The organism is Micromonospora sp. NPDC049004 (genome assembly GCF_040649315.1).
Taxonomy (GTDB): Bacteria; Actinomycetota; Actinomycetes; order Mycobacteriales; family Micromonosporaceae; genus Micromonospora.
On record NZ_JBEZFG010000002.1, the window covers coordinates 852348 to 873227 of the forward strand.

At 72.1% G+C, this 20880-nt stretch carries 24 protein-coding genes; 6 read left to right on the forward strand and 18 right to left on the reverse strand.

The window, feature by feature from the left end:
* Positions 1–59: 59 nt before the first annotated feature.
* The gene (locus AB0B97_RS08750; RefSeq protein ID WP_234582651.1) at positions 60–521 is read right to left on the reverse strand and encodes an Lrp/AsnC family transcriptional regulator; all 462 of its coding nucleotides are present in this window, start codon (positions 519–521) and stop codon (positions 60–62) included.
* A gap of 59 nt (positions 522–580) precedes the next feature.
* Between AB0B97_RS08750 and ddaH the strand changes: the two genes are divergently transcribed.
* Entirely contained in the window at positions 581–1414 is an 834-nt protein-coding gene (gene ddaH, locus AB0B97_RS08755) for a dimethylargininase (RefSeq protein WP_357491796.1), read from the forward strand.
* Positions 1415–1489: 75 nt separating this feature from the next.
* On the opposite strand, the gene AB0B97_RS08760 is transcribed toward ddaH, so the two are convergent.
* Positions 1490–2677, reverse strand: coding sequence for an ABC transporter substrate-binding protein (locus tag AB0B97_RS08760; protein ID WP_357491798.1), 1188 nt, complete (start codon positions 2675–2677; stop codon positions 1490–1492).
* A 79-nt stretch (positions 2678–2756) separates the two neighbouring features.
* The gene (locus AB0B97_RS08765) at positions 2757–3554 is read right to left on the reverse strand and encodes an alpha/beta hydrolase (protein WP_357491800.1); all 798 of its coding nucleotides are present in this window, start codon (positions 3552–3554) and stop codon (positions 2757–2759) included.
* A gap of 84 nt (positions 3555–3638) precedes the next feature.
* Between AB0B97_RS08765 and AB0B97_RS08770 the strand changes: the two genes are divergently transcribed.
* Positions 3639–4241 (forward strand): bacterial proteasome activator family protein, encoded by a 603-nt coding sequence (locus tag AB0B97_RS08770; RefSeq protein ID WP_234582647.1) that lies wholly within the window; start codon positions 3639–3641, stop codon positions 4239–4241.
* Positions 4242–4250: 9 nt separating this feature from the next.
* Here the strand turns inward: AB0B97_RS08770 and AB0B97_RS08775 are convergent, their stop codons facing one another.
* The 3 genes from AB0B97_RS08775 to AB0B97_RS08785 all read right to left on the reverse strand — a co-directional run bounded on the left by AB0B97_RS08775 (position 4251) and on the right by AB0B97_RS08785 (position 6869).
* The gene (locus tag AB0B97_RS08775) at positions 4251–5063 is read right to left on the reverse strand and encodes an HAD family hydrolase (RefSeq protein WP_357491802.1); all 813 of its coding nucleotides are present in this window, start codon (positions 5061–5063) and stop codon (positions 4251–4253) included.
* The gene (locus AB0B97_RS08780) at positions 5063–5884 is read right to left on the reverse strand and encodes an HAD family hydrolase (RefSeq protein WP_357491804.1); all 822 of its coding nucleotides are present in this window, start codon (positions 5882–5884) and stop codon (positions 5063–5065) included. The genes AB0B97_RS08775 and AB0B97_RS08780 overlap by 1 nt, the downstream gene beginning before the upstream one ends.
* A 259-nt stretch (positions 5885–6143) precedes the next feature.
* On the reverse strand, positions 6144–6869 hold the full coding sequence (locus AB0B97_RS08785) for a hypothetical protein (protein WP_357491806.1): 726 nt from the start codon (positions 6867–6869) through the stop codon (positions 6144–6146).
* Positions 6870–7043: 174 nt separating this feature from the next.
* Here AB0B97_RS08785 and AB0B97_RS08790 point away from each other — a divergent pair, with 174 nt between their 5' ends.
* The 3 genes from AB0B97_RS08790 (at position 7044) to AB0B97_RS08800 (ending at position 8936) form a co-directional block, all read left to right on the forward strand.
* Positions 7044–7475 (forward strand): OsmC family protein, encoded by a 432-nt coding sequence (locus AB0B97_RS08790; RefSeq protein ID WP_007453754.1) that lies wholly within the window; start codon positions 7044–7046, stop codon positions 7473–7475.
* 196 nt (positions 7476–7671) lie between these two features.
* On the forward strand, positions 7672–8019 hold the full coding sequence (locus AB0B97_RS08795; protein WP_234582699.1) for a metallopeptidase family protein: 348 nt from the start codon (positions 7672–7674) through the stop codon (positions 8017–8019).
* 194 nt (positions 8020–8213) lie between these two features.
* Positions 8214–8936, forward strand: a complete 723-nt coding sequence (locus tag AB0B97_RS08800) for an AIM24 family protein (protein WP_234582643.1) — start codon at positions 8214–8216, stop codon at positions 8934–8936.
* Between the two features lie 73 nt (positions 8937–9009).
* On the opposite strand, the gene pheA is transcribed toward AB0B97_RS08800, so the two are convergent.
* The 5 genes from pheA to AB0B97_RS08825 form a co-directional block, all read right to left on the reverse strand.
* Positions 9010–9966, reverse strand: coding sequence for a prephenate dehydratase (gene pheA, locus AB0B97_RS08805; RefSeq protein WP_357491808.1), 957 nt, complete (start codon positions 9964–9966; stop codon positions 9010–9012).
* A gap of 10 nt (positions 9967–9976) precedes the next feature.
* Positions 9977–10600 (reverse strand): hypothetical protein, encoded by a 624-nt coding sequence (locus AB0B97_RS08810; RefSeq protein WP_357491810.1) that lies wholly within the window; start codon positions 10598–10600, stop codon positions 9977–9979.
* 66 nt (positions 10601–10666) lie between these two features.
* On the reverse strand, positions 10667–11056 hold the full coding sequence (locus AB0B97_RS08815) for an ACT domain-containing protein (RefSeq protein ID WP_357491812.1): 390 nt from the start codon (positions 11054–11056) through the stop codon (positions 10667–10669).
* Positions 11057–11131: 75 nt separating this feature from the next.
* Positions 11132–11590 (reverse strand): hypothetical protein, encoded by a 459-nt coding sequence (locus AB0B97_RS08820; RefSeq protein ID WP_357491814.1) that lies wholly within the window; start codon positions 11588–11590, stop codon positions 11132–11134.
* Positions 11591–11758: 168 nt separating this feature from the next.
* Positions 11759–12499: a hypothetical protein gene (locus tag AB0B97_RS08825; protein ID WP_234582638.1), complete on the reverse strand. Its 741-nt coding sequence runs from the start codon at positions 12497–12499 to the stop codon at positions 11759–11761.
* A gap of 167 nt (positions 12500–12666) precedes the next feature.
* Between AB0B97_RS08825 and AB0B97_RS08830 the strand changes: the two genes are divergently transcribed.
* Entirely contained in the window at positions 12667–13884 is a 1218-nt protein-coding gene (locus AB0B97_RS08830) for an arginine deiminase (RefSeq protein WP_234582637.1), read from the forward strand.
* A gap of 18 nt (positions 13885–13902) precedes the next feature.
* Here AB0B97_RS08830 and AB0B97_RS08835 read toward each other — a convergent pair whose 3' ends face one another.
* The 7 genes from AB0B97_RS08835 to AB0B97_RS08865 form a co-directional block, all read right to left on the reverse strand.
* Positions 13903–14790, reverse strand: a complete 888-nt coding sequence (locus AB0B97_RS08835) for a DUF5926 family protein (protein ID WP_357491817.1) — start codon at positions 14788–14790, stop codon at positions 13903–13905.
* Positions 14791–14852: 62 nt separating this feature from the next.
* The gene (locus AB0B97_RS08840) at positions 14853–15287 is read right to left on the reverse strand and encodes an ATP-binding protein (RefSeq protein WP_234582698.1); all 435 of its coding nucleotides are present in this window, start codon (positions 15285–15287) and stop codon (positions 14853–14855) included.
* Between the two features lie 61 nt (positions 15288–15348).
* Positions 15349–16803: an ATP-binding protein gene (locus AB0B97_RS08845; RefSeq protein WP_357491819.1), complete on the reverse strand. Its 1455-nt coding sequence runs from the start codon at positions 16801–16803 to the stop codon at positions 15349–15351.
* A 159-nt stretch (positions 16804–16962) separates the two neighbouring features.
* Entirely contained in the window at positions 16963–17751 is a 789-nt protein-coding gene (locus AB0B97_RS08850) for a glycerophosphodiester phosphodiesterase family protein (protein WP_234582634.1), read from the reverse strand.
* Positions 17752–17761: 10 nt separating this feature from the next.
* Entirely contained in the window at positions 17762–18097 is a 336-nt protein-coding gene (locus tag AB0B97_RS08855; protein ID WP_039905019.1) for a rhodanese-like domain-containing protein, read from the reverse strand.
* Between the two features lie 58 nt (positions 18098–18155).
* A complete protein-coding gene (locus tag AB0B97_RS08860; RefSeq protein WP_357492096.1) occupies positions 18156–19118 on the reverse strand; it encodes an LCP family protein in 963 nt (320 codons plus the stop codon).
* A 228-nt stretch (positions 19119–19346) separates the two neighbouring features.
* The gene (locus AB0B97_RS08865; protein WP_357491821.1) at positions 19347–20609 is read right to left on the reverse strand and encodes an LCP family protein; all 1263 of its coding nucleotides are present in this window, start codon (positions 20607–20609) and stop codon (positions 19347–19349) included.
* Between the last annotated feature and the right edge of the window lie 271 nt (positions 20610–20880).

Genomic DNA, 20880 nt, shown 5'->3' on the forward strand with positions numbered 1-20880 from the left:
GAGTCCCCCTCGTGTCGTGCCAGGCCGCCACGAGTCCAACACCTGAACCGCGCTTGAGGTCAAGCCCCGGTGGACGGCCCGACGCCGGGGGACTCGACCAGCCGGGACAGCACGATGGTGCTGCGGGTGGACGTCACGAAGGACTCGGCGCGCAGCCGTTCCAGCGCCGTCTCCAGGTGGGCGATGTCGGCGGCCCGCAGGTGCACCAGCGCGTCCGCCTCGCCGGAGACGGTGTACGCGCCGACCACCTCCGGGTGCCGGCGGACGGCCACGCCGATCTGCGCCGGGGTGGTCCGACCGGCGCAGAACAGCTCGACGAACGCCTCGGTGGTCCAGCCGACGGCCGCCGGGTCCACGACGGCGGTGAATCCCCTGATCACCCCCGTGGCGCGCAGTCGGTCCACCCGGCGCTTGACCGCGGGGGCGGAGAGTGACACCCGGGTGCCGATGTCGGCGTACGACGCGCGGGCGTCGGCGACGAGCAACGCAATGATCCGCTGGTCAACGGCGTCTATCTGCAACGTTCCGCCTCTGGGAAGCAATGGTTGTGGCTGTTACCAAAGTTCAACGGTACCTACTCTTGGTGACCGTGAACCAGCAGCGAGTCTCGCGAAAGCGGACATATCTCTTGTGCTCGCCCGAGCACTTCGCGGTCGAGTACGCGATCAATCCGTGGATGGACGTGACCACTTCCGTGGACCGGGAACTGGCCGTCAAACAGTGGGACCGCCTGCGCGAGACGCTGGTCGGCCTCGGCCACGAGGTGCACCTGCTCACGCCGGAGCCCGGCCTGCCCGACATGGTGTACGCCGCCAACGGCGCCTTCGTGGTCGACGGCAGCGTCTACGGGGCACGGTTCAAGCACGAGCAGCGGGCCGGCGAGGCCGCCGCGCACCACGCGTTCTACGAGGAGCAGGGCTGGCGGTTCGTCGCGCCGAGCGAGACCAACGAGGGTGAGGGTGACTTCGCGTACGTGCCGGAGGCGCACGGCGGGCTCATCCTGGCCGGGCACGGTTTCCGCACCGAGATCCCGGCGCACGCCGAGGCGCAGGAGGCGCTGGGCCGGCCGGTCGTGTCGCTGCGCCTGATCGACCCCCGCTTCTACCACCTGGACGTGGCGCTCGCCGCTCTCGACGACACGAACGTCGTCTACTTCCCGGGCGCGTTCTCCGCGGCCAGTCAGCGGGTGCTCACCCAGCTCTTCCCGGACGCGGTGATCGCCGACGACGAGGACGCGATGGCCTTCGGACTGAACCTGGTCAGCGACGGCGCGAACGTGGTGCTCAACAGCGAGGCCACCCGGCTGGCCGGCAAGCTCAAGGCCGCCGGCTACAACCCGGTGCCGGTCGATTTGGCCGAGCTGAAGAAGGGCGGCGGCAGCGTGAAGTGCTGCATCGCCGAACTGCGGCACTGACCCGAACACTGCCGCGTACGGCAGGGGCCGGCCTCCCGTCGGAGACCGGCCCCTGCTGTTGCTTCTGGTGGGCGTTCAGCCGAGCGTGGCCAACTCGTTGATCAGCACGTTCGACATGACCTGACCGTCGCGCTGGACCTCGCGCAGGTACCACTTCTGCTGCGGGGTACGCGGCTGGTTGAACTGCCAGATGCCGCGCGGGCTGTCGATCTGGCCGATCTTGCCGAGCGCCAGGTTGACCTGCTGCGGGGTGGGCGACCCGCCGGTCAGCTGGATCGCCTGGTCGAGCACCTGCGCCGCGTCGTACGACGCCATCGCGTAGGTGGTCGGCGTGGTCTGGTGCTTCTTGCGGTAGGCGGAGGCGAAGACGCGGTTCGACGTGTTGTTCAGGTCGGCCGAGTAGTTCAGCGCGGTCTGGATGCCCAGCGCGTCCCGGTCCAGGCTCTCCAGCACGGTGCCCTCGGTGAGGAAGCCGGGCGCGTAGACGGGCCCGGTGAACTGGTCGCGCAGTTGCTTGATGAATTCCACGGCGGCCGAGCCGGCGAAGAAGCAGAAGACGGCGGTCGGCTTCTTGCGCAGCGCCTTCTCGATGTCCGCCACGTAGGTGGCCTTGCCCGGCGTCGTGGTCGGGCTGGTGTAGGTCACCGGGTCGGCGATGCGCGCGTCGGAGGTGCCGAACTCCTGCCGGAAGCCCCGCACCACGTCCGGGCTGCCCACGTTCTCCGGCACGATGATCGCGATCCGGCCGTTCGTCGGTAGCTGGTCGCGCAGGTAACGGCCCAGCGCCCGGCCGGCCTCGTCCAGCACGTACGAGGTACGCCAGATGTAGACGACGCTCTGCAGGCTGCTCGGCGAGGCGTTCGAGCCGATGAGCGGGACCCGGGCCTCCTCCACGGTGTCGCGGATGCCGACCATCACCGCCGAGTTGACCACGCCGGTGAGCGCCAGCACGTTCTGCTTGAGCAGTTGGTCGACGGCGGCCTTGCCGGTCTTGGCGTTGTCACCCTCGTCGGCGGTCAGCAGCTCGACCGGATGCCCGCCCAGTTGCTGACCGTGCAGGTCGAGGAAGAGCTGGAAGCCGTTGGTGATGTCGTCGCCGATGGACTTGAAGCCGCCGGCCTTCGGTGCGATCAGACCGATCCTGATCGGGCTCTTGGCGGCGGCCGGCTTGCCGTCGGTGTCGGAGCCGCACGCGGCGGCGAACCCGGCCGTTCCGAGCGCGCCCAACAGTTGGAGCGCCCGCCTGCGATTCATCTGCGACACCGAGTTCCTTCCAGGAGCGTTGCAGGGCAGAACATCGCCCCTCCGGCGTTCTACCTGCTCCGCGACGCTGCGTCAATGGCTAGTGATCATCGTGCAGGGACCGCAACACAGCGAGCACCCGGGGCCACGCCGCAGACTCCGGGTCGATCAGCCCGAAATGCTCACATCCGGGCAGCTCGACAAGGGAAATATCGGATCCTGCGGCACGAGCCGCCGCGACGAAGTCCTGGCTCATCGCCACCGGCACCTGCAGGTCCGCAGAGCCGTGTACGACTACCGTGCGTGTTCGTATCGGTACCAACGATCGTGGATCGCCCGCCGCGTACCGGTCCGGGAAGTCGTGTGGGCCGCCGCCGAGCAGCGCCGCCACCGCACCCGAGTCCAGATCCAGCCGGTGCGCTGCCGCGAGATCGGCCACCGGGGCCAGGGCGAGCACCCCGCTCACCGTCGACGGCGCGGTGGCCGCCGCGTACAGCGCCAGGTGGCCACCGGCGGAGTGACCGATGAGGATCGGCGCGGCCCCACTGACCCGACCGGGCAGCGCCTCGGTGGCCAGCCCCGGCAGGGCCGCGATGCCGGCCAGCGCGTCGGTGAACGTGCCCGGCCAGCCGCCGCCCGGCTGCCCCGTACGCCGGTATTCAACCTGCGCCACCGGGTAGCCCTCGGCGGCGAGCGCGGCGGCCAGCGGGCCGGTGTGCCGGCGGTCGTACTCGGCCCGCCAGAAACCGCCGTGCACCACGACGACCAGGGGCCGGGCCGGGCCGACCCCGGCCGGGCGGCGCAGGTCGGCCACCTGGTCCGGGTGGTCGCCGTACGCCACCGTCAGGTCCGGCTCGGGCGCGGGCCGGGTCAGCACGGCGCGTGGGTCGGCAGGCATGGCGCGACCGTAGCGCGCCCCGCCCGGGTGGTTCGGCCCTGGGAGTCGGTCCCGGGCGGCATGGGCCGCGCCCACTGGGTAAAGATGGACCCCATGACCGAAGCGCGCTCCGCTGAGCAGAACGACCAGCCCGGCCCCGACGACTCCGGCCACTCCGGCACCGTGGTGGTGGTCGGTCCGGACGGCCGGCCGATCGGCACCATGCAGACCGACGAGGGCCAGGGCGAGGACCCGACCCGCCTGGTAGAGCAGCCGGCCAAGGTGATGCGGATCGGCAGCATGATCAAGCAGTTGCTGGAGGAGGTCAAGGCGGCCCCGCTGGACGACGCCAGCCGGCACCGCATGCGCGAGATCCACGAGCGGTCCATCGTCGAGCTCAAGGAGGGTCTGGCCCCCGAGCTGCGCGACGAGCTGGAGCGGATCTCGCTGCCCTTCACCGAGGACAAGGCCCCGAGCGAGAGCGAGCTGCGCATCGCGCACGCCCAGCTCGTCGGCTGGCTGGAGGGCCTGTTCCACGGCATCCAGGCGGCCCTGGTCGCCCAGCAGATGGCCGCGCGGGTCCAGCTGGAGCAGATGCGCGGCGGGCGGCAGGCGCTGCCCAGCGGCCCCGGCGGCGTGGTGCCCGGGATGCCGGGCATCGGCCAGCCGGGCGGCGGTGAGGGCCACAACACCGGCCAGTACCTCTGACCTGGCCGGTCAGTCCACCCCGAAGACCTTCTCCAGGTACGCCGCCACGCCGTCCTCGGAGTTCGCCCCGGTCACCTCGTCGGCGACCGCGAGGACGGCGGGGTGCGCGTTGGCCACCGCCACACCGCGCCCCGCCCAGCTCAGCATCGGCACGTCGTTCGGCATGTCGCCGAAGGCCAGCACGTCCGCCGCGGCCACACCGAGCCGGTCGCAGTACCAGTCGAGCCCGGCCGCCTTGGTCACCCCGGCCGCGGAGATCTCCACCAGGCCCGAGTACGACGAGTGCGTGGCCTCGGCCAGCCCCGCCACCGCCGCGCCGATCAGCTCGACGAACGTGTCCGGGTCCTGCTCCCCGGCTCGGGCGAGCAGCTTCACGGCAGGAAGCGAGAGCAGCTCCTCCGGCGTCTCGACCGGGCGGATCCGGTCGTGGTCGGCGTCCCAGCGCAGCGGGTAGTGCGCCTCGTGCCGCATCTCCCGGCTGTCCAGGATCTCCACCGCGAAGCTGATGTCGGGCACCTCGGCGCGTAGCCGCTCGGCCACCTCCGCCAGGTGCTGCGGCGCGAGCGGATCGGCGCGCAGCACCTCGTCGCGTACCGGGTCATAGACGACGGCGCCGTTGGCGCACACCGCCGGCAGCGGAGCGGCCAGCTGGTCGTACACCATCTTCAGCCAGCGGACCGGACGGCCGGTGACCAGGACGACAGGCGTGCCTCGCGCGGTGATCCGCGCGAGCACGTCGGCGGTGCGCGGGCTGAGCGTGCGGTCGTCGCGGATCAGCGTGCCGTCGATGTCGGTGGCGACAAGCGCAGGGGTGTCTCGCATCACCGGGACAGTAGCCGGTCCAGGTACACCGCCACCCCGTCGTCGTCGTTGCGCAGGGTCACCTCGTCGGCGGCGGCCCGCAGCGTCGGGTGCGCGTTGGCCACCGCGACCCGGGACCAGCCGGCCCACTCGAACATCGGCAGGTCGTTGGGCATGTCGCCGAAGACCAGGACCTCCGCGGGGTCGACCCCCAGGCTCTGCGCCACCACGGTCAGCCCGGTCGCCTTGTCCACGCCGGGCGGGCAGATCTCGATGAACCCGAGCCCGGCCTGGGTGAGCGTGGCGACCTGCGGCGGGACGATCCGGCGGGCCACCGCGAGCAGCTCGTCGACGTGGTGGTCGGCCGTGCGGGCGAACGCCTTGATCACGTCGCAGGAGAGGCACTCGGCGCGGCTGCGCGCCTCGAACCGGTCCTGGTAGGGCCAGCTCTCGTGGTAGTCGCCCCAGAGGGGGGCGTCGTGCTCGTCGGACGCCTCGACCATCACGGTCAGCGGACCGACCTCGGCCTCCAGGTCGGCGAGCAGCCGGGCCAGCACCTCGGCGGGCAGCCGCTCGTCGCGCAGCACCACCGGACCGGTCGGGTCGCTCTGGTCGACCACCCGTCCACCGCCGGCCATCACCAGGAAGTCGGCGGCCCGGATGTCGTTGCGGGTCAGCTCGGTCAGTCGGGGGCCGCGGCCGGTCGCGCCGACCACCGGAATGCCGGCGGCCCGCACCCGGTCGAGCACCCCATGGGTGTACGCGGAGACTGTGTCATCGCTGCGGACCAGCGTTCCGTCGAGGTCGGTCGCGATCAGCTTGGGCAGTCCTGGGCGGGTCATCGTTCCTCCTTCGCCCGCCGCCGTCGCACCTGCCCTGGCCAGGAAAGCGAGGCCCGGCGTGACGGCGGGCAGCAACCGTACCTCGGGAAACGGGCCCGAACCATGTCTTCCAGGCGAATCGGGCACCAACACCAGCCCCGCCCCCCAGCCCCCGGCGATCTTGCACTTTCGGTCGCCGATCTGCGGTGCAATGCACCTTCTGTCCCGACAGAAAGTGCAAGATCGGCGCGGTTGGGAGGGGTTCGTGCAGGGTCAGGGGTTAGGGGGTGGGGTGTTGGGGGCGGGCGAAGGGGGGCGCTGCGGTCACGGTCAGGTCGGCCGGGGCGGGCGGGCCGTCCTCCCTCTCGACCGGGGCGAGGTGCCGACGGTGCCAGCCCTGTCCCCTCGTGGACGCGGAACCGTCGTCCTCCGCCGGCGTGTTCGGGGCCAGCCGCAGGGCCGCGGCGAGCAGCACGCAGGCCACGAACGCCATCACCAGGCCGCGACCGTACTCGACCCGGAAGTTGTCCTCCGACTCGTAGAAGAAGTTGCGCTGACCGGGGTCGTCGAGCGTCGCCGTCGCCGCGACCAGCAGTGCCAGCAGCGCCCCGCTCAGGGTGAACCCGACCAGTCGGGCGTTCGGCCGGACGGCCGCCGTGCCCCGCAGCGCCAGCGCCACGGTGCAGACCAGCCCGAGCAGACCGACCAGGTAGCCGATGCCGAAGCCGCCGATGTCGGACACGCCGGCGGGCACGTCGATCGAGGTGGAACCGACCGGGCCGCCGTTCGGCAGGGTCATCACCAGCCACTCGCCGAGCAGCGAGGCCACCCCCGCCACCGCGCCGAGCCCCGCGAGCAGCAGGGGCAGACGGGGGTCCCGGGTGATACCCGCCAGGGACCAGCCGAGGCGGCGGCTTCCAGTGGCGGGCTCGTCGCCACCGAACTCGATCACGGCCGACCCGTCGGACGGGTCGCCCTGCCGTGGGATGGGCAGCTCCTCGGACATCGGCCATCCTTCCGCCGGTCGCGGGCCTGCGTCGAATCATGGCACAGAGGGCCGCGCTGGTGCCGTTGCCGAAGCCGCCCGCGTCGCGCCTCCCGCCAGGGTGACGGGGATCGCACGGCAGGCGTCGGTGCCGGTCGGTCGCTCGGGAGGCACGTTTCGGCTAGCGTTCTCCTCATGCCTATCCGTACCGCTTCCGCACAATGGCAGGGCAATCTCACCGAGGGTTCCGGCACCGTCCGCACCGGTAAGGGCGGCCTGTCCGGCAACTACTCCTTCAAGTCGCGCTTCGAGGAGGGTGAGGGCACCAACCCCGAGGAGCTGATCGCCGCCGCGCACGCGGGCTGCTTCTCGATGGCGTTCTCGAAGGCCCTCGCCGACGCCGGCTCGACGCCCACCTCGGTCGAGACCACCGCCAAGGTCCACCTGGACAAGACCGACGCCGGGATGAGCGTGACCCGGATCGACCTGGAGACCGTCGGCCAGGTGCCCGGGGTCGACGAGGCGGAGTTCCAGAAGCTCGCCGAGGCCGCCAAGGCCAACTGCCCGATCTCCCGGCTGCTCTCGCCGGGCGCCGAGATCACCCTCACCGCTCGCCTGGCTTCCTGACCCAGCGACGTACGCCGCACGTTCACGGAAGGGGCCTCGCCCGGCTCCCGGGCGGCCGCTCTCTTTCGTGAACGCGCGGCCCCGGCCTGGGCCAGCCGAGCGCGGCCCCGGCCTGGGTGGCCGAGCGCGGCCCTGGCCGTGGCCGAGCGTGAGCCGGCCGACCGGTGCGACGTCGGGCAGAATGGACGCCGTGCCGGTGGACATGACTCGCGAGCGCTTCGAGGAGCTGGTGGCTGACGCCCTCGACGAAGTTCCCGAGGAACTGCTCGGCCTGATGAGCAACGTGGTGATCCTGGTCGAGGACGACCCACCGCACACCGACCCCGACCTGCTCGGCCTCTACGAGGGGCACGCGCTGACCGATCGGGGCTGGGACTACTCCGGCGTGCTGCCGGACCGGATCTTCATCTACCGCCGTCCGATCCTGCGGATCTGCGACAGCGACGAGGACGTCGTCGACGAGGTCGCGGTGACAGTGGTGCACGAAATCGCCCACCACTTCGGCATCGACGACGCGCGACTGCACGCGCTGGGCTGGGGCTGACCCCGGCGTTAACCGCGACGCCGGCCGCACACGGCGACCCCCGGCGCACACGGCGATTCCCTGGCCGCACACGGCGACCGGCCGCTGCTCACCGCCACGCCCGAGCGCGGCACGCCGCTCGGCCGATGGCCCCTGGTTGCCCTGGTCGCCTACCGTCGGTGCAGCTACCGCGACCGTTTCAGGAGGCACCTTTCATGCGCAGCGAGCTGTTCTCGGCGGAGAATCTGGAGAAGGAGTCCGCGCAGGCCGGCATGCGGCTACAGAACTCCAAGATGTTGAAGATCGAGCTCAACGGCGAGGCGATGGCCCGGGTCGGGTCGATGGTCGCCTACCAGGGCAACGTGCAGTTCCAGGCGCTGGGCTCGGGTGGGCTCGGCAAGTTCCTCAAGCAGAAGCTCACCGGCGAGGGCGTCCCGCTGATGAAGGTCACCGGCCAGGGTGACGTCTTCCTCGCCGAGCTGGCCAAGGACGTGCACATCATCGACCTGGAGCCGGGCGACGCGCTCTCCATCAACGGTTCCAGCGTGCTGGCCTTCGACTCGACCCTCCAGTACGACATCAGGATGGTCGGCGGCGCCGGCATGGCCTCCTCGTCCGGCCTGTTCAACTGCGTGTTCAGCGGTTACGGCCGGATCGCCATCACGACCAAGGGCACCCCGGTGGTCCTCAACGTGGACGCCCCGACGTACGTCGACCCGCAGGCCGCCGTCTGCTGGTCGGCCAACCTCCAGACCGGCTACCACCGGGCTGAGCAGCTGGGTCTCGGCACGCTGCTGGGCCGGCGCACCGGCGAGTCGTTCACGATGAGCTTCGCCGGTCAGGGCTTCGTGGTGGTGCAGCCGTCCGAGGAGCCCCCGGTCATGGGCAGCGGTCAGCAGCAGCAGGAGGGCGGTCTGCTCGGCGGTCTGCTGAGCTGACCACCGACGCGGGTACGGGCGCTCCCGGTCGCACCGGGGCGCCCGTACGCGTGTTGCGCGCCTGCTCGGCCGGTCAGCTCAACTCGCCGGTGCGCAGCCGGGCCAGCCAGGCTGCCGCGTCGGCGTAGTCGACGTCCGAGAGGCCTGCCGGCGCGGGCACCTGCCGCTCGCCCGCCGCGTCGACCCAGCGATGCCGGGGGTACGACCCCAGGAAGCGGACGTCGGCGCACACCCGGCGCAGCCCCTGCAACGCCTCGCCCAGGCGTACGTCGGCCACGTGGCCCGTGCAGTCGAGGAAGAAGACGTACCGGCCCAGGGCCTCGCCGGTCGGGCGGGACTCGATCCGGGTCAGGTTGACGCCGCGGACGGCCAGCTCCATCAGCACCGACAGCAGCGCGCCGACCCGGTCGTGGGCGATGTAGACGGCCAGCGAGGTGAGGTCGTCGCCGGTCGGCGGTGGGGGCGTCCCGGGGCGGGAGACCAGGACGAAACGGGTCACGGCGTCGGGGTGGTCGGCGATCTTGTCGGCGAGCAGGGCGAGTCGGTGTCGGGCCGCCCCGATCGGCGCGCAGATCGCCGCGTCGTACTCGCCGGAACCCGCGCCGGCGGCAGCCGCGCCGTTGGAGAGCACGTCGACGACCACGGCGTCGGGGACGTGGTCACGCAGCCAGCCCCGGCACTGGGTGGACGCCTGCGGGTGCGCCGCGACCGTGCGGATCGCCGACAGCGCGGTGCCGGCTCGCGCGGCGAGCACGAACTCGACCGGCAGGATCACCTCCCGGGTGATCACCAGCGGATCGCCCTCGGCCATCTCGTCCAGGGTGACGCCGACCGCCCCGCCGATCGAGTTCTCCAGCGGCACCAGCGCCGCGTCGGCATCCGAGGCCCGGACGCTGTCCAGTGCCTCACCGACGCTGCGGGCCGGAGTCCGGGTGCCACGCTCGGCGGCGGGAACGGTGCGCAGGGCCTGCTCGGCGAAGGTGCCCTCCGGGCCGAGGTAGACGAAACGCGTGGGCGGTGTTCCGGGCATGTCGACCAGACTACGCACCCGGCCGGGCCGCCGGATCGTCATCGCAGGCGAGCGTACGGATCCCGGCCGGCCCGGTGGCGCGGACCTCGATGGTGCACACGTCGGTGCCGGCGGTGACCAGCTCCGGGGCGGCGGGCCGACCCCGGGTGACAACCTGAAGTTCCTCGTGCCCGGTCACCTCCAGCACCGTGTACTGCCAGTCGGCGGCGCACAGCGGCCCGGTGCGGACCCGGACCCGCACGTTGTCCGGGAGCACCGAGGCCCGGCCTTTCAGCAGTTGCACCACCCGCTGCCCGGTCGGACCGTTCCGGCAGGCCGTCGCGACCAGGCCCGGTTCCCGGCTGGCCGACGGGGTCACGGCCGGTGGGGCGCTTGGCACGGTGGACGGCGTGCCCGTCGGGACGCCGGTCGAGGAGGGTGCCGTCGGGGTGCCGGCGCCGGTGGGCAGCCCGGCCGGGTCGTGCAGCTCGGGAGGGGCGCCGCAGCCGGCCAGCGCCCCGATGGCCAGGAGCGCCAGCAGGGCCCCGGCCACTGGCAGCGCACGAACCGCCACGGACGTGATGGCGGTTGTCGCCCGGGTCGGGGGAGCCGGGTGGCGGGGCGGGGTGAACGGCACGGGCCGATCCTCGGACATCGGGAAACGTCGTTGCGGCCGGGGTGGCCGAGCCCATCGTAGGGCGAGTGGTCGGCCGGGTGAAGCTCAGCCGAGGACGCGGTGCCCGGCACGCTCCAGGGCGGCCCTGCCCTCGGTCAACCGGACGGTCGGCACCAGCACGTAGTCGGTGTCGAAGGTGGAGAACGTGACCACGCTGACCCGGGCCGCGGCGAGCGGGTCGACCAGCGCCGCCAGTGTGCCGGTGCCGTCCACGCCCGGCGGGCCGACGACGCGCAGGCAACGCCAGGTGGTCTCCACCACTGCCTTGGCGGGCACCCGGTCGGTAGGGCAGATCACCGAGATCCCGTCGGCGGTCCAGCTCACCGTGACCACGTCGGCGCGGCCCAGCTCACTCGACAGTGCGGCCGGCAGGACGGTGCCGGCACTCAACCGGCACACGGCGTACTCCCCCGGCAGCAGATCGATATTGAGCATGAAGGCACCTTACGGCGTGGGTGTGGGACCGTCCCGCCATCGGCGCGTGCGGCGAACGACACATTGCGCCGCAGGTCAGACCTCTGAGAAGAAGGTGAGCGAGCCGGCCACGGCGCCGTCGGTGAGGATCGGGGTGGAGATTGCGTCGACCGTCGCGTCGGAGCTGTCCGCCGAGGCGGCCTGCACCCGCAGCAGCCCACGGGCGAGGCGGCCGGAGGAGAGCGCCAGCAGGGGCGGGATCTTGTCGATCTCGGCCTCGGTCAGCTCGCCCCGGTTGGCGGTGAAATCCAGCAGGCGCAGCCCGCCGTCGAGCAGCGGTCGCCCGATCAGGCCGGCCGGGTCACCCAGACAGAGCAGCTCACAGCCGGCGGTGGAGATGGCCACGACCCGGGTGTCGGCGTCGATCAGCAGGCAGGGCTCATCGGCCCGGCCGACCGTCGAGGACCACTGGCCGACATTGTCGGACCCCAGCTCTGTCGAGGCCCGCGCCGACGGCACGAACACTTCCGAGAGCGAGAGTTCGACGTGGGCCACCGCGCCTCCTATGTCCACCGACGGACTGTCCACGCTAGCCGGTCGCCGACGGAATCACCGAGCGCACCAGGTCACCGAACCGCACAGCTCGAACCGGGGCGGCCGGCGACGGCGCGGGAGCCGGTGGGGTAGGTGGGGGACCGGGGCCGCGTGGCGTCGCCGGTGACGTTACCGGCGGTGGGCCGGCTTGTCAGCGGCCGTTCGGCCCTCGTCGTACCACCGGTAGTCGGCCGATGGACGGTACGTGCCGTTCAGCCAGGTGCTCGGGTGCTGTGCCACCCGGGACAGCTTCTCGGCCGTGGCCGGGCTTATCCGGCTGCCACCGGCCACGAGGAGCCGATCCAGCTCTCGGTGGGTGGCCATCAGACAGTCCTTCGGAAGGCCGTAGACGCTGATCACGCCGGAGCCCACGAAGGTCAGCACCGGCGTCACCGGGATGGTCAGCCCCACCGCGTCAGAGAGGGCCTTGCTGGCCCGCCTGGCGTCCCGCCGGGCCTCGGTGACGTACGGAGGCCGCTTGCCGTTGATCTGCACGACGTCCCCGGCGACGAGCACCCGGGCCCGGCCGTGGTCGGCGATGGTCACCGCGAACAGGCCGCTCGGCCCGATGGCGAGGAACCCGGCGCGGTCGTCCTGGGTGCGGTCGAGCAGGACGTCCGCCACGTCGGTGCGGGGCCACTCGATGACGTGCCAGGCCGGCCCGAGATGGTCGAGCTGGCCGAGCGCTCGTGCTCCGGCCGCCTCCAGTCGACGGGCGCCCCGCTCGGCACGGCGGCGGCGGGCCCATTCGAGCGGTGTGGGACGGACCGGCTCCAGAGCCCCGGGCGACTCGACGCGGGGGTGGGGCACCGCGATGGGCGGCAGTGCCCTGGCGGTCGGTACGGCTCGTCGTGCGGGAAAGACAGTCATCGTCGTCGACCTCCGGCAAAAGGTCCCTCGAAGTTATGTCCTCACTACCCTACGTTGCCACTGTGGGTGTTCGGCAAGCCGGAGCGCCGGAGTGACTGTGGATGAATGCCATATTCATCCACAGTTCTTTTCTCGGATGCCGCCAAACCCTGCCCTACGCTGCGGGGGTGACCCACTACGTCGACAGTGAAGTCGGCCGGCTCGGCACCGTGCTGCTGCACCGGCCCGGCCCGGAACTGGCCCGGCTCACCCCCCGCAACAACGACTCGCTCCTGTTCGACGCGATCCCCTGGGTCGGCCGCGCCCAGGAGGAGCACGACGCGTTCGCCGCCGCGCTGCGCGAGCGCGGGGTCGAAGTGCTCTACCTGGCCACCCTGCTGGCCGAGACGCTGGCCGTCGAGGACGCCCGCGCCGAGTTGACCGAGGAGGTGCTGCGCTCCCGTCGCCTCGGCGACACGCTCCGCGCCCGGGTCGCCGACCACCTCGCCTATCTGGACCCGGTCGCGTTGGCCGACGTGCTCACCGCCGGGCTCGCCCACGAGGAACTGCGGATCAGCTCGGAGCGGCCGGGCGGCCTGGTCTACACCCTGATGGACCGGCACGACTTCGTCATCGACCCGCTGCCGAACCTGCTGTTCACCCGGGACTCGTCGCTGTGGATCGGCGACCGGGTCGGCGTCACCAGCCTGGCCATGCCGGCCCGACGCCGGGAGACCACCCTGACCGACGCCATCTACCGCCACCATCCACGCTTCGCCGGCACCCAGTTCGTCTACCGCCCCAACCTGGAGCACCTGGAGGGCGGGGACGTCCTGCTGCTCGCACCCGGCGTCCTGGCGGTCGGGGTGGGCGAGCGGACCACCCCGGCCGGCGCCGAACGCCTCGGCCGGCAGGTCTTCGCCGCCGGGCTGGCCCACACCATCCTGGTGGTGCCGATCGCGCAGAAGCGCGCCACCATGCACCTGGACACCGTGTGCACGATGGTCGACGCCGACGCGGTGCTGATGTACCCGAACATCGCCAGCACGCTCTCGGCGTACACCGTGATCGCCGGCGCGGACGGCGAGGACCCGCGCGTGGACGGCCCGGCGCCCTTCCTGCGGGCCGCCGCCGACGCGATGGACCTGGACCAGCTCCGGGTCATCGACACCGGCCTGGACCCGGTCACCGCGGAACGCGAGCAGTGGGACGACGGCAACAACACCCTCGCCCTGGCACCCCGGCTCTGCGTCGGCTACGAGCGCAACACCGAGACCAACGCGCAGTTGGAGCGGGCCGGCATCGAGGTCATCCCGATCGCCGGCTCGGAGCTGGGCTCCGGCCGGGGAGGCCCGCGCTGCATGTCCTGCCCGATCGTCCGCGACCCGCTGCCCGTCAACGGGTGAACGGGCAGCGAGCCGGGATCAGCGCAGGGTGAGTTGGCGGCCGAGCAGCCCCTGGCGGGCCCGCCGGCCGGCGGCGTCCAGCGGTTCGGTGGTGGCGAGCGCCTCGGCGTACCGCTTGGCGAACTGCGCGACCGGGTCCTCCCACTCGGCGGCCGGAGCCTCCTCGGGCAGGTCCCACACCGGCACCAGCCGGCCGTGCGCGCGGAACATCCCGGCGAACTTGGTCTGCTCGCCGAGCGTCAGCGTGCCGGCCGCGCCGAGGCGGGCCAGCGCGTCCAGGGCGGCGTCCTCGTCGTCCGGCAGCACCCAGCGCACGTGCGACTTCTCCGGGACCCGGCACCAGTACGCGGCCTTCGCGACGGTCATCCGCACGGTCGGGTAGATGGCGGCGTTCGCCCGCTCCAGCGACGCCTGGACGCTCGGGTCGTCGGTCGCGCCGGGGTCGAGCCAGAACTCGAACCCGTCGTGCATGGTGACCTCCAGCGGGCCGTCCACCAGGATGTCCTGCAGACGCGGCCCGGGACCGGGCAGCGGTGGTACGGACACCTGGCCGCCCGGCTCGGCCCGCAGCGCGCAGAGCAGCGCCTCGGCCAGGTCCCGGGAGACGTCGCCGGACTGCTGGTGGCGTTGCAGACCGATGAGCACCCGGCCGTCCGGCTTGCTCACCGCGGGCGCGGCCATCGGCAGCACCGTGGCGAGCGTGACCGACCGCTCCCCGAATTCCTCGACGAGGGCCGGCGCCAGCCGCAGCGGCGCGGACGCGGCGGGCACCAACTCGCGCAGCGCGATCCACTCGACCTCGTCGGCCAGCCCCTCGAACGGTCGCGGCACGAAGACGTCGCGCACCTTGTCCTTCCGGGGCGCGGTGTCGGCGGCGGTTCGCTGGCTCTTTCGACGCTTGCTCACGGCGTCACAGCCTAAGGCCCCGCCGGTCCCACCGTGGGCCGGACCCACCCGGCCCGACGATGTCAGCCGGCCGTCACCAGGCCGGAACGCGGGGGCGCGGTGGGCCGCGAGGTGCGGGGTGGATCGAACTCCGCCCACACGCGCTGGCCCATGCCGTCCCGCTCGACGCCCCAGCGGGTCGCCAGGCCGGCCACGATGTGCAGACCCCGCCCGTCCGCGGCGTCCGGGTTGGCCGTGCGGATCCGCGGGCTGGTGCCCGCGCCGCCGTCGGTCACCCGCAACTGGATCCGGGGGCCCTCGGCCGAGGGCCGCAGCCGCCACGCCACCCGGACCACGCCGCCGGGCAGCGGTCGGGCGTGCCGGACCGAGTTGCCCACCAGCTCGGCGAGCACCGCGATCAGATCCGCGAGAAGCGCCGGGGCCACGACGTCAGCCAGGTCGCCGGCGAGCCGGTGTCGTGCCAGCCGTGCGCCGGCGGGGTGGTGGGGAACCACCACGCACCACGCCCGATCCCTCACTGCCGCTGCCACCGTCGCCTCCACGTCGCGCCACCGTCGGTCAACCGCGCGGTAGCCGCACCTCTGCGACCGTACCGCCGTCGGTCCTCGGACGTAGGGATACCCATCCATTCTGTTGTTCAACGATCCGGCGGACGAGATAGAGGCCGAGCCCCGCTCCCGGGTAGCCGCGCCGGTCGCCGGACTCGCCCTGCCAGAACCTGTCGAACGCCCGCTCCACGTGCTCCGGCCGGATGCCGATGCCCCGGTCTTTGACCCGGAACGCGACCAACTGGCCGTCCACCCCGGCGGTGATCTCGATGGGGGAGCCCGGCGGTGAGTACTTGCCGGCGTTGGTCGCCAGCTCGGTCAGCACGGTGGCCAGGCTGGGCCGGTGGCCGAGCGCCTTGGGCAGGTCGGCCGGGATGCGCAGCGTCAGCCGGTGCCGCAGATCCGCCGGCAGGTCCACGGTGGCTGCGCGCAACGCCTCACCGAGGTCGAACGGGGTCGGTGGGTCGTCCCCCGGCCCCGCCTCGGCCGCCGAGGAGAGCAGTCGGTCCACCAGGCGGGCCAGCTCGTTGGCGCGCTGCCCGATCACCCGGGCGGCCTGTCGCCGGTCGCCCTCGGTCAGCGACTCCCAGTGGTCGGTGAGGGTGTCCGCGTACCCCTTGATGACGGTGACCGGCGTACGCAGCTCGTGGCTGGTGACCGCGACGAACAGCTCCCGGTCGTGATCGCGGCGCTGCTGGTCGGTGATGTCGCGGAAGGTGACCACCCGCAGCGCGCCCGGGCCGGGCAGGTCGCCGGAGGTGATGCGCAGCCAGCGTCCGTCCGGCAGCCGGTGGTCACGGACCTGGCCGGAGGGCGGCAACGGGAACGGCAGCGGGCCGCTCAGCGCCTGCTCCGCTGTCCGGCCGGTGACCTGGGCGGCGGCCGGGTTCCAGAGCCGGACGTGGCCGTCGCGGTCGACCACCGCCAACCCGTCGGCGAGCGCCGCCACCACCGGCCCGTCGCCGTGCACCGGCAGTCCGCTCTGGTCGCCGTACATGTGCGCGATGCACGAGGCGAGGTAGGCGAGCACCCCCTGCTGCTCGGCGCCCGGGTCGTCGTCGCCCGGGTAGAGGGCGTGCAGGCTGCCGACGGTGTGACCGCCGATCTCGGCCCGGGACACCACCATCCGGCGCAACCCGCTGCCGGCCAGCTCGGCGGCGAGCTTGCCGTTGAGCTCGGTCACCCGGACCTGGCTCACCCGTGGCCCGGAGAGAAGGCAGACGGTGTCCGGGTCGTCCACCGCGAGCGGTCGGCCGAGCGCCCACTCCGCCGCGCCGGTGGCCGCGATCACCCGGCCGCCGGTCGGGCCGAACTCGACGAACGCCATTCCGGTCGCGCCGAGCGCCGGTTGGGTCACCAGAAGGAGCTGGGTGAGGACCGGTAGGCCCGCGTCCCCAGAATTGATCATCTCGATCACGGCGGCCTGGCCGGCGAGGAGAGCGGGGAAATCGATACGCTCCGGCATGTGCCGAGTCTGCCCCGCCGGTCCGGCTTTCGGCACCCCCGGTTCTCGCGCAGGCGGTCGGCGCGCTGAACGGCCAGCTCGGCGTTGTCGCGCAGGCGTAAGGTGCCGGCGCTGCCGGGGGTCGGCACGCTGAACGGCCAGCTCGGCGTCGAGGGCCGTTCAGCGGTCCCGGCGGGCCAGGACGTGCGCTGGTCGGTCGGTGATGATCCCGTCCACCTCCTCGGCCAGCACCAGCTCCAGGTCGGCCGGCTCGTTGACCGTCCAGACGTACACCTGGTTGCCGGCGGCGCGCAGCGCGGGCAGCAGGCGCGGTCGGGCCCGGACCAGGCCGATGCCCGGCCCGGCGATGCGGGTGCCGAACGGCAGCCGGCCCAGCCGCAGCCAGGGCGGCAGCACCTCCAGCAACAGCACCGTGGGCAGCGCGGGGGCCAGCTCCCGGACCCGTCGCACCGCCAGCGGGGAGAACGACATGACGGTGACCTGGACCGGGTCGTCCGGCGCAGGGTCGGCCAGCCCGTACCGCCGCAGCAGGTCGACCAGCCGCCGCTCCACGTTCGAGCCGTAGCGGGACGGGTGTTTCGTCTCCACCAGCAGCCGGACCGGCCGCCCGGCGGCGAGCACCGCGTCGAGCAGCCGGGCCAGCGTCAACAGCCGGGTGTGCGACTCGTCCGGCGGCAGGTCGCCGCTCGGCGCGCTGCCCGGATGCCAGGACCCGAAGTCCAGCGCGTCCAGCTCGGCGAGCGTACGCGCGCTGACCAGACCACGGCCGTTGCTGGTGCGGTCCAGTCGCCGGTCGTGCACGCAGACCAGGTGCCCGTCCCGGGTCAGCCGGACGTCGCACTCCAGCCCGTCGGCACCCTCGTCGAGGGCGCGCAGATACGCGGCGAGGGTGTGCTCCGGAAGGTCGTACGAGGCGCCGCGGTGCGCGAAGACCAGAGGCCCGCCCATTCCGGCCGCCTCAGATGACCTGGCCGGGCTGCCCGTTCGCGTCGACCACCGGACGGCCGACCGCTGCCCACTGGCGCATCCCGCCGTCGGCGTTCCGCACCTGCTCCCAGCCGTTGTTGACCAGGTAGGCGACGACCTGGGCGGAACGGCCACCGGAGCGGCAGATGACTGCCACGTCCCGGTCGGTGGGCACCTCGGCCAGCCGCGCCGGCAGCTCCATCATCGGCAGGTGGTGGGCGGTGGGTGCGTGGCCGGCCGCCCATTCGTCGGCCTCCCGCACGTCGAGCAGGTAGGTGTCGTCGGCGATCTCGGTCACGGGCACGGTGGGAACCTGGGGTCCGAACACAGGAAGCAACACTAGATCCTCGCGGGCCGGATCGGCACCGAACCGGCCGTCGGTACGGTCACAACCGGGTCACCCAGCGCGGGTTGGCCTGCGCCCAGGCCGGTACGCGGGTCCCCCGGACGGCCTCGAAGAGCCCGTTGCCGCCGTTGTCGAGCACCACGTACGAGACCTGGTCGATGGTCTGCGGTGACGACGGCACCTGGACGCCGTGCATCCCGTCGGGCGGCAGCGCGCGGAGCGCGAGGAGCAGGTCCTCCAGGGGTACGCCGTTGGTGTCGACGGTCAACGAGCCGCCGACCGCGCGGAGCACCTGGTCCAGTTTGACGGGGTTGTTGCGCAGGTCGGCGTTGCCGGCGCTGTCCAGCATCGCCTTCAAGAGCTGCTGCTGGTGGTGCTGCCTGTCGAAGTCGCCGTTGGGCAGGTCGTAGCGCTGCCGCACGTAGTCCAACGCCTGCGCCCCGTCCATCCGCTGGCAGCCGGTGGGGAAGACGCGGTTGGTGTGGATCGAGCGGACCTCGGTGTCCACGCACATCTGCACCCCGCCGAGGAGGTCGATCACCTTCCGGAAGCCGGAGAAGTCGATCAGGGCGGCGCCGTCGAAGCGGATGCCGGTGAGCCGGTTCAGGGTGACGGAGAGCAGTCGGGTGCCGGCCTGCCCGCCGCCGCCGTGCTCGTACGCCGCATTGATCTTGTCTGGACCGCCGCCGAAGCCGTTCGCGGGTGGGATGGAGACCAGCAGGTCACGCGGGATGGAGACCAGGTACGCCTCCCGCCGTCCGGCGGGCACGTGCACGATGAGGATGGTGTCCGAGCGCTGGTCCGGTTCGCTGCTGCCGGCACGTCGGTCGGTGCCGATGAGCAGGTAGTTGAGCGGCCCGTCCAGGTCGGTCCGGTCGGTGCGGGCGTCGGCGTCGAGCAGCTGTTCCTTGGTCACCGTCCGGTCGTACCGGTGGGTCAGCGTCTTGAGCCCGATGAGGGCGAGCCCGGCCAGCAGGACGAGGGCCAGGCCGACGCCGAGCAGGACGCGTGACCAGCGGGTGCGGCGGGGCGCGGCCGGGCGTGCCCGGTCCGCTGCGTTCCGCCCCCACCTGGACGTGACCGCCTCCCCGCAGCCGATACGTGAAACCTGCTCACGTCAGGCTACGGTCGGTAGCGGACCGGTTGCCGGGCTTTCCGCGACTTCAAGCGACACAGCCTCGGGTGACGGCGCGGCCTGAGGCGGCGGCCGCCTCAGGCGACGCGGCGGCCGTCACTTGCGGCCGGAGATCACCTCGGGGTGGGAGAAGACGAACTCGGCGAGCTTGTCCTGCTTGACCGCCTCGAACATCTGCATTGTTTCCTCGTTCAACGCCTCGCGGTTGTTGCTGTTGCCGTTGAAGCTGCCGTTGTTGGTCTTCAACATCGTCAGCTCGTTCGCGGTGACCCCACGCATGGTGAAGATGAAGTTCTCGATCGGCACGCCGCCGGTGTCCAGGACGAACGCCTTGCCGGCCGCCTTGATCAACTGGTTCAGCTTGGCCGGGTTGGTCAGCATGCCGCCGTCGGTGGCCTTGCGCGCCATCGCCTTGATCAGTTGCTGCTGGTTCTGCTGACGGTCGTAGTCGCCGCCGGGGAGCCCGTAGCGCTGCCGCGCGTAGTCGAGGGCGGCCCAGCCCTCCATCTCCTGGCAGCCCTTCTTGTGCACCACCGGGGTCATCTGCTTGCCGGTCTTCTTGGCGTCGGCGTTCCACATCGGCTTGCCGTCGACGAACGACATGTGCTTCGACTTGACCTCGTGACTCACGCAGATCTTCACGGTGCCCAGGGTGTCGATGACGTTCTTGAAGCCACCGAAGTTGATGATCGCCGCGCCGTCGAAGCTGACCCCGGTGAGGCGCTTGATCGTCTGCGCCATCAACTGGGCGCCGCCCTCCCAGCCGCCGCCGTTGCGGGCGCCGGCCTGGAACGCGGCATTGATCTTGTCGGTGCCACCGGCGAAGCCGCTCTTCTTGAAGGGCGGGATCTGCGCCTCGGTGTCCCGGGGGATCGAGATCAGGTACGCCTGGTCGTGCGAGGCCGGGATGTGCAGGATGATGATGCTGTCCGAGCGGACGTCGTCGGCGGCCCACCGCTCGCGCGCGTCCACGCCGAGCAGCAGCATGTCGATCGGGCCGTCGAGGCTCGCGCCGCCCTCCGCGTCGGTCTTGCCGGCATCACCGAGCAGGTTGCGTTGGGCGATGTCCCCGGTCGCCTGGCCGATCAGCACCTTGCTGCCGACGATCGCCACTCCGCTGCTGAGCATCAGCACCGCACCGAAGATCACGGTCAGTCGGGCCCAGAGCGGATCCTTGCGCTTGGGCCGCTTCTTCGCCGGCCCCTTGCCGCCCGTCCGGCCGTTGCCGCCGCCGCCCGGCGGGCGACCGCCCGGCCCTCCACCTGAAGGGCCCGGCTGCGCGGGAATGGACGCGGCGATCCGGCCGCTCGGGGCTGCGGCTCCGGGGGACGAAGGGCGACGGCTGGCCTGAACCGGCATGCGTGCTCCAGCTCGTGATCAGGAGGGGGCGGCCCTACTGTACGTACATCAATTCGAGTTTGCGAGTTCATCTGGGCTCGACTCGGTCGCCGGGCGTTGTCAACCGGGCGATCGGCGCCACGTGATGACCGTAAAGGCGAGGCCCTCTCGGCTCCGGGTGGACCGCGTCGCCGGCGACGCGGTCCACCCCAGCGCACAGCCCCCATCGGAGTTCTTAGGCGGGTTAGACTTTAACCAGAACCCCATAGTGACGGCCGACAAGGCCAGGTAC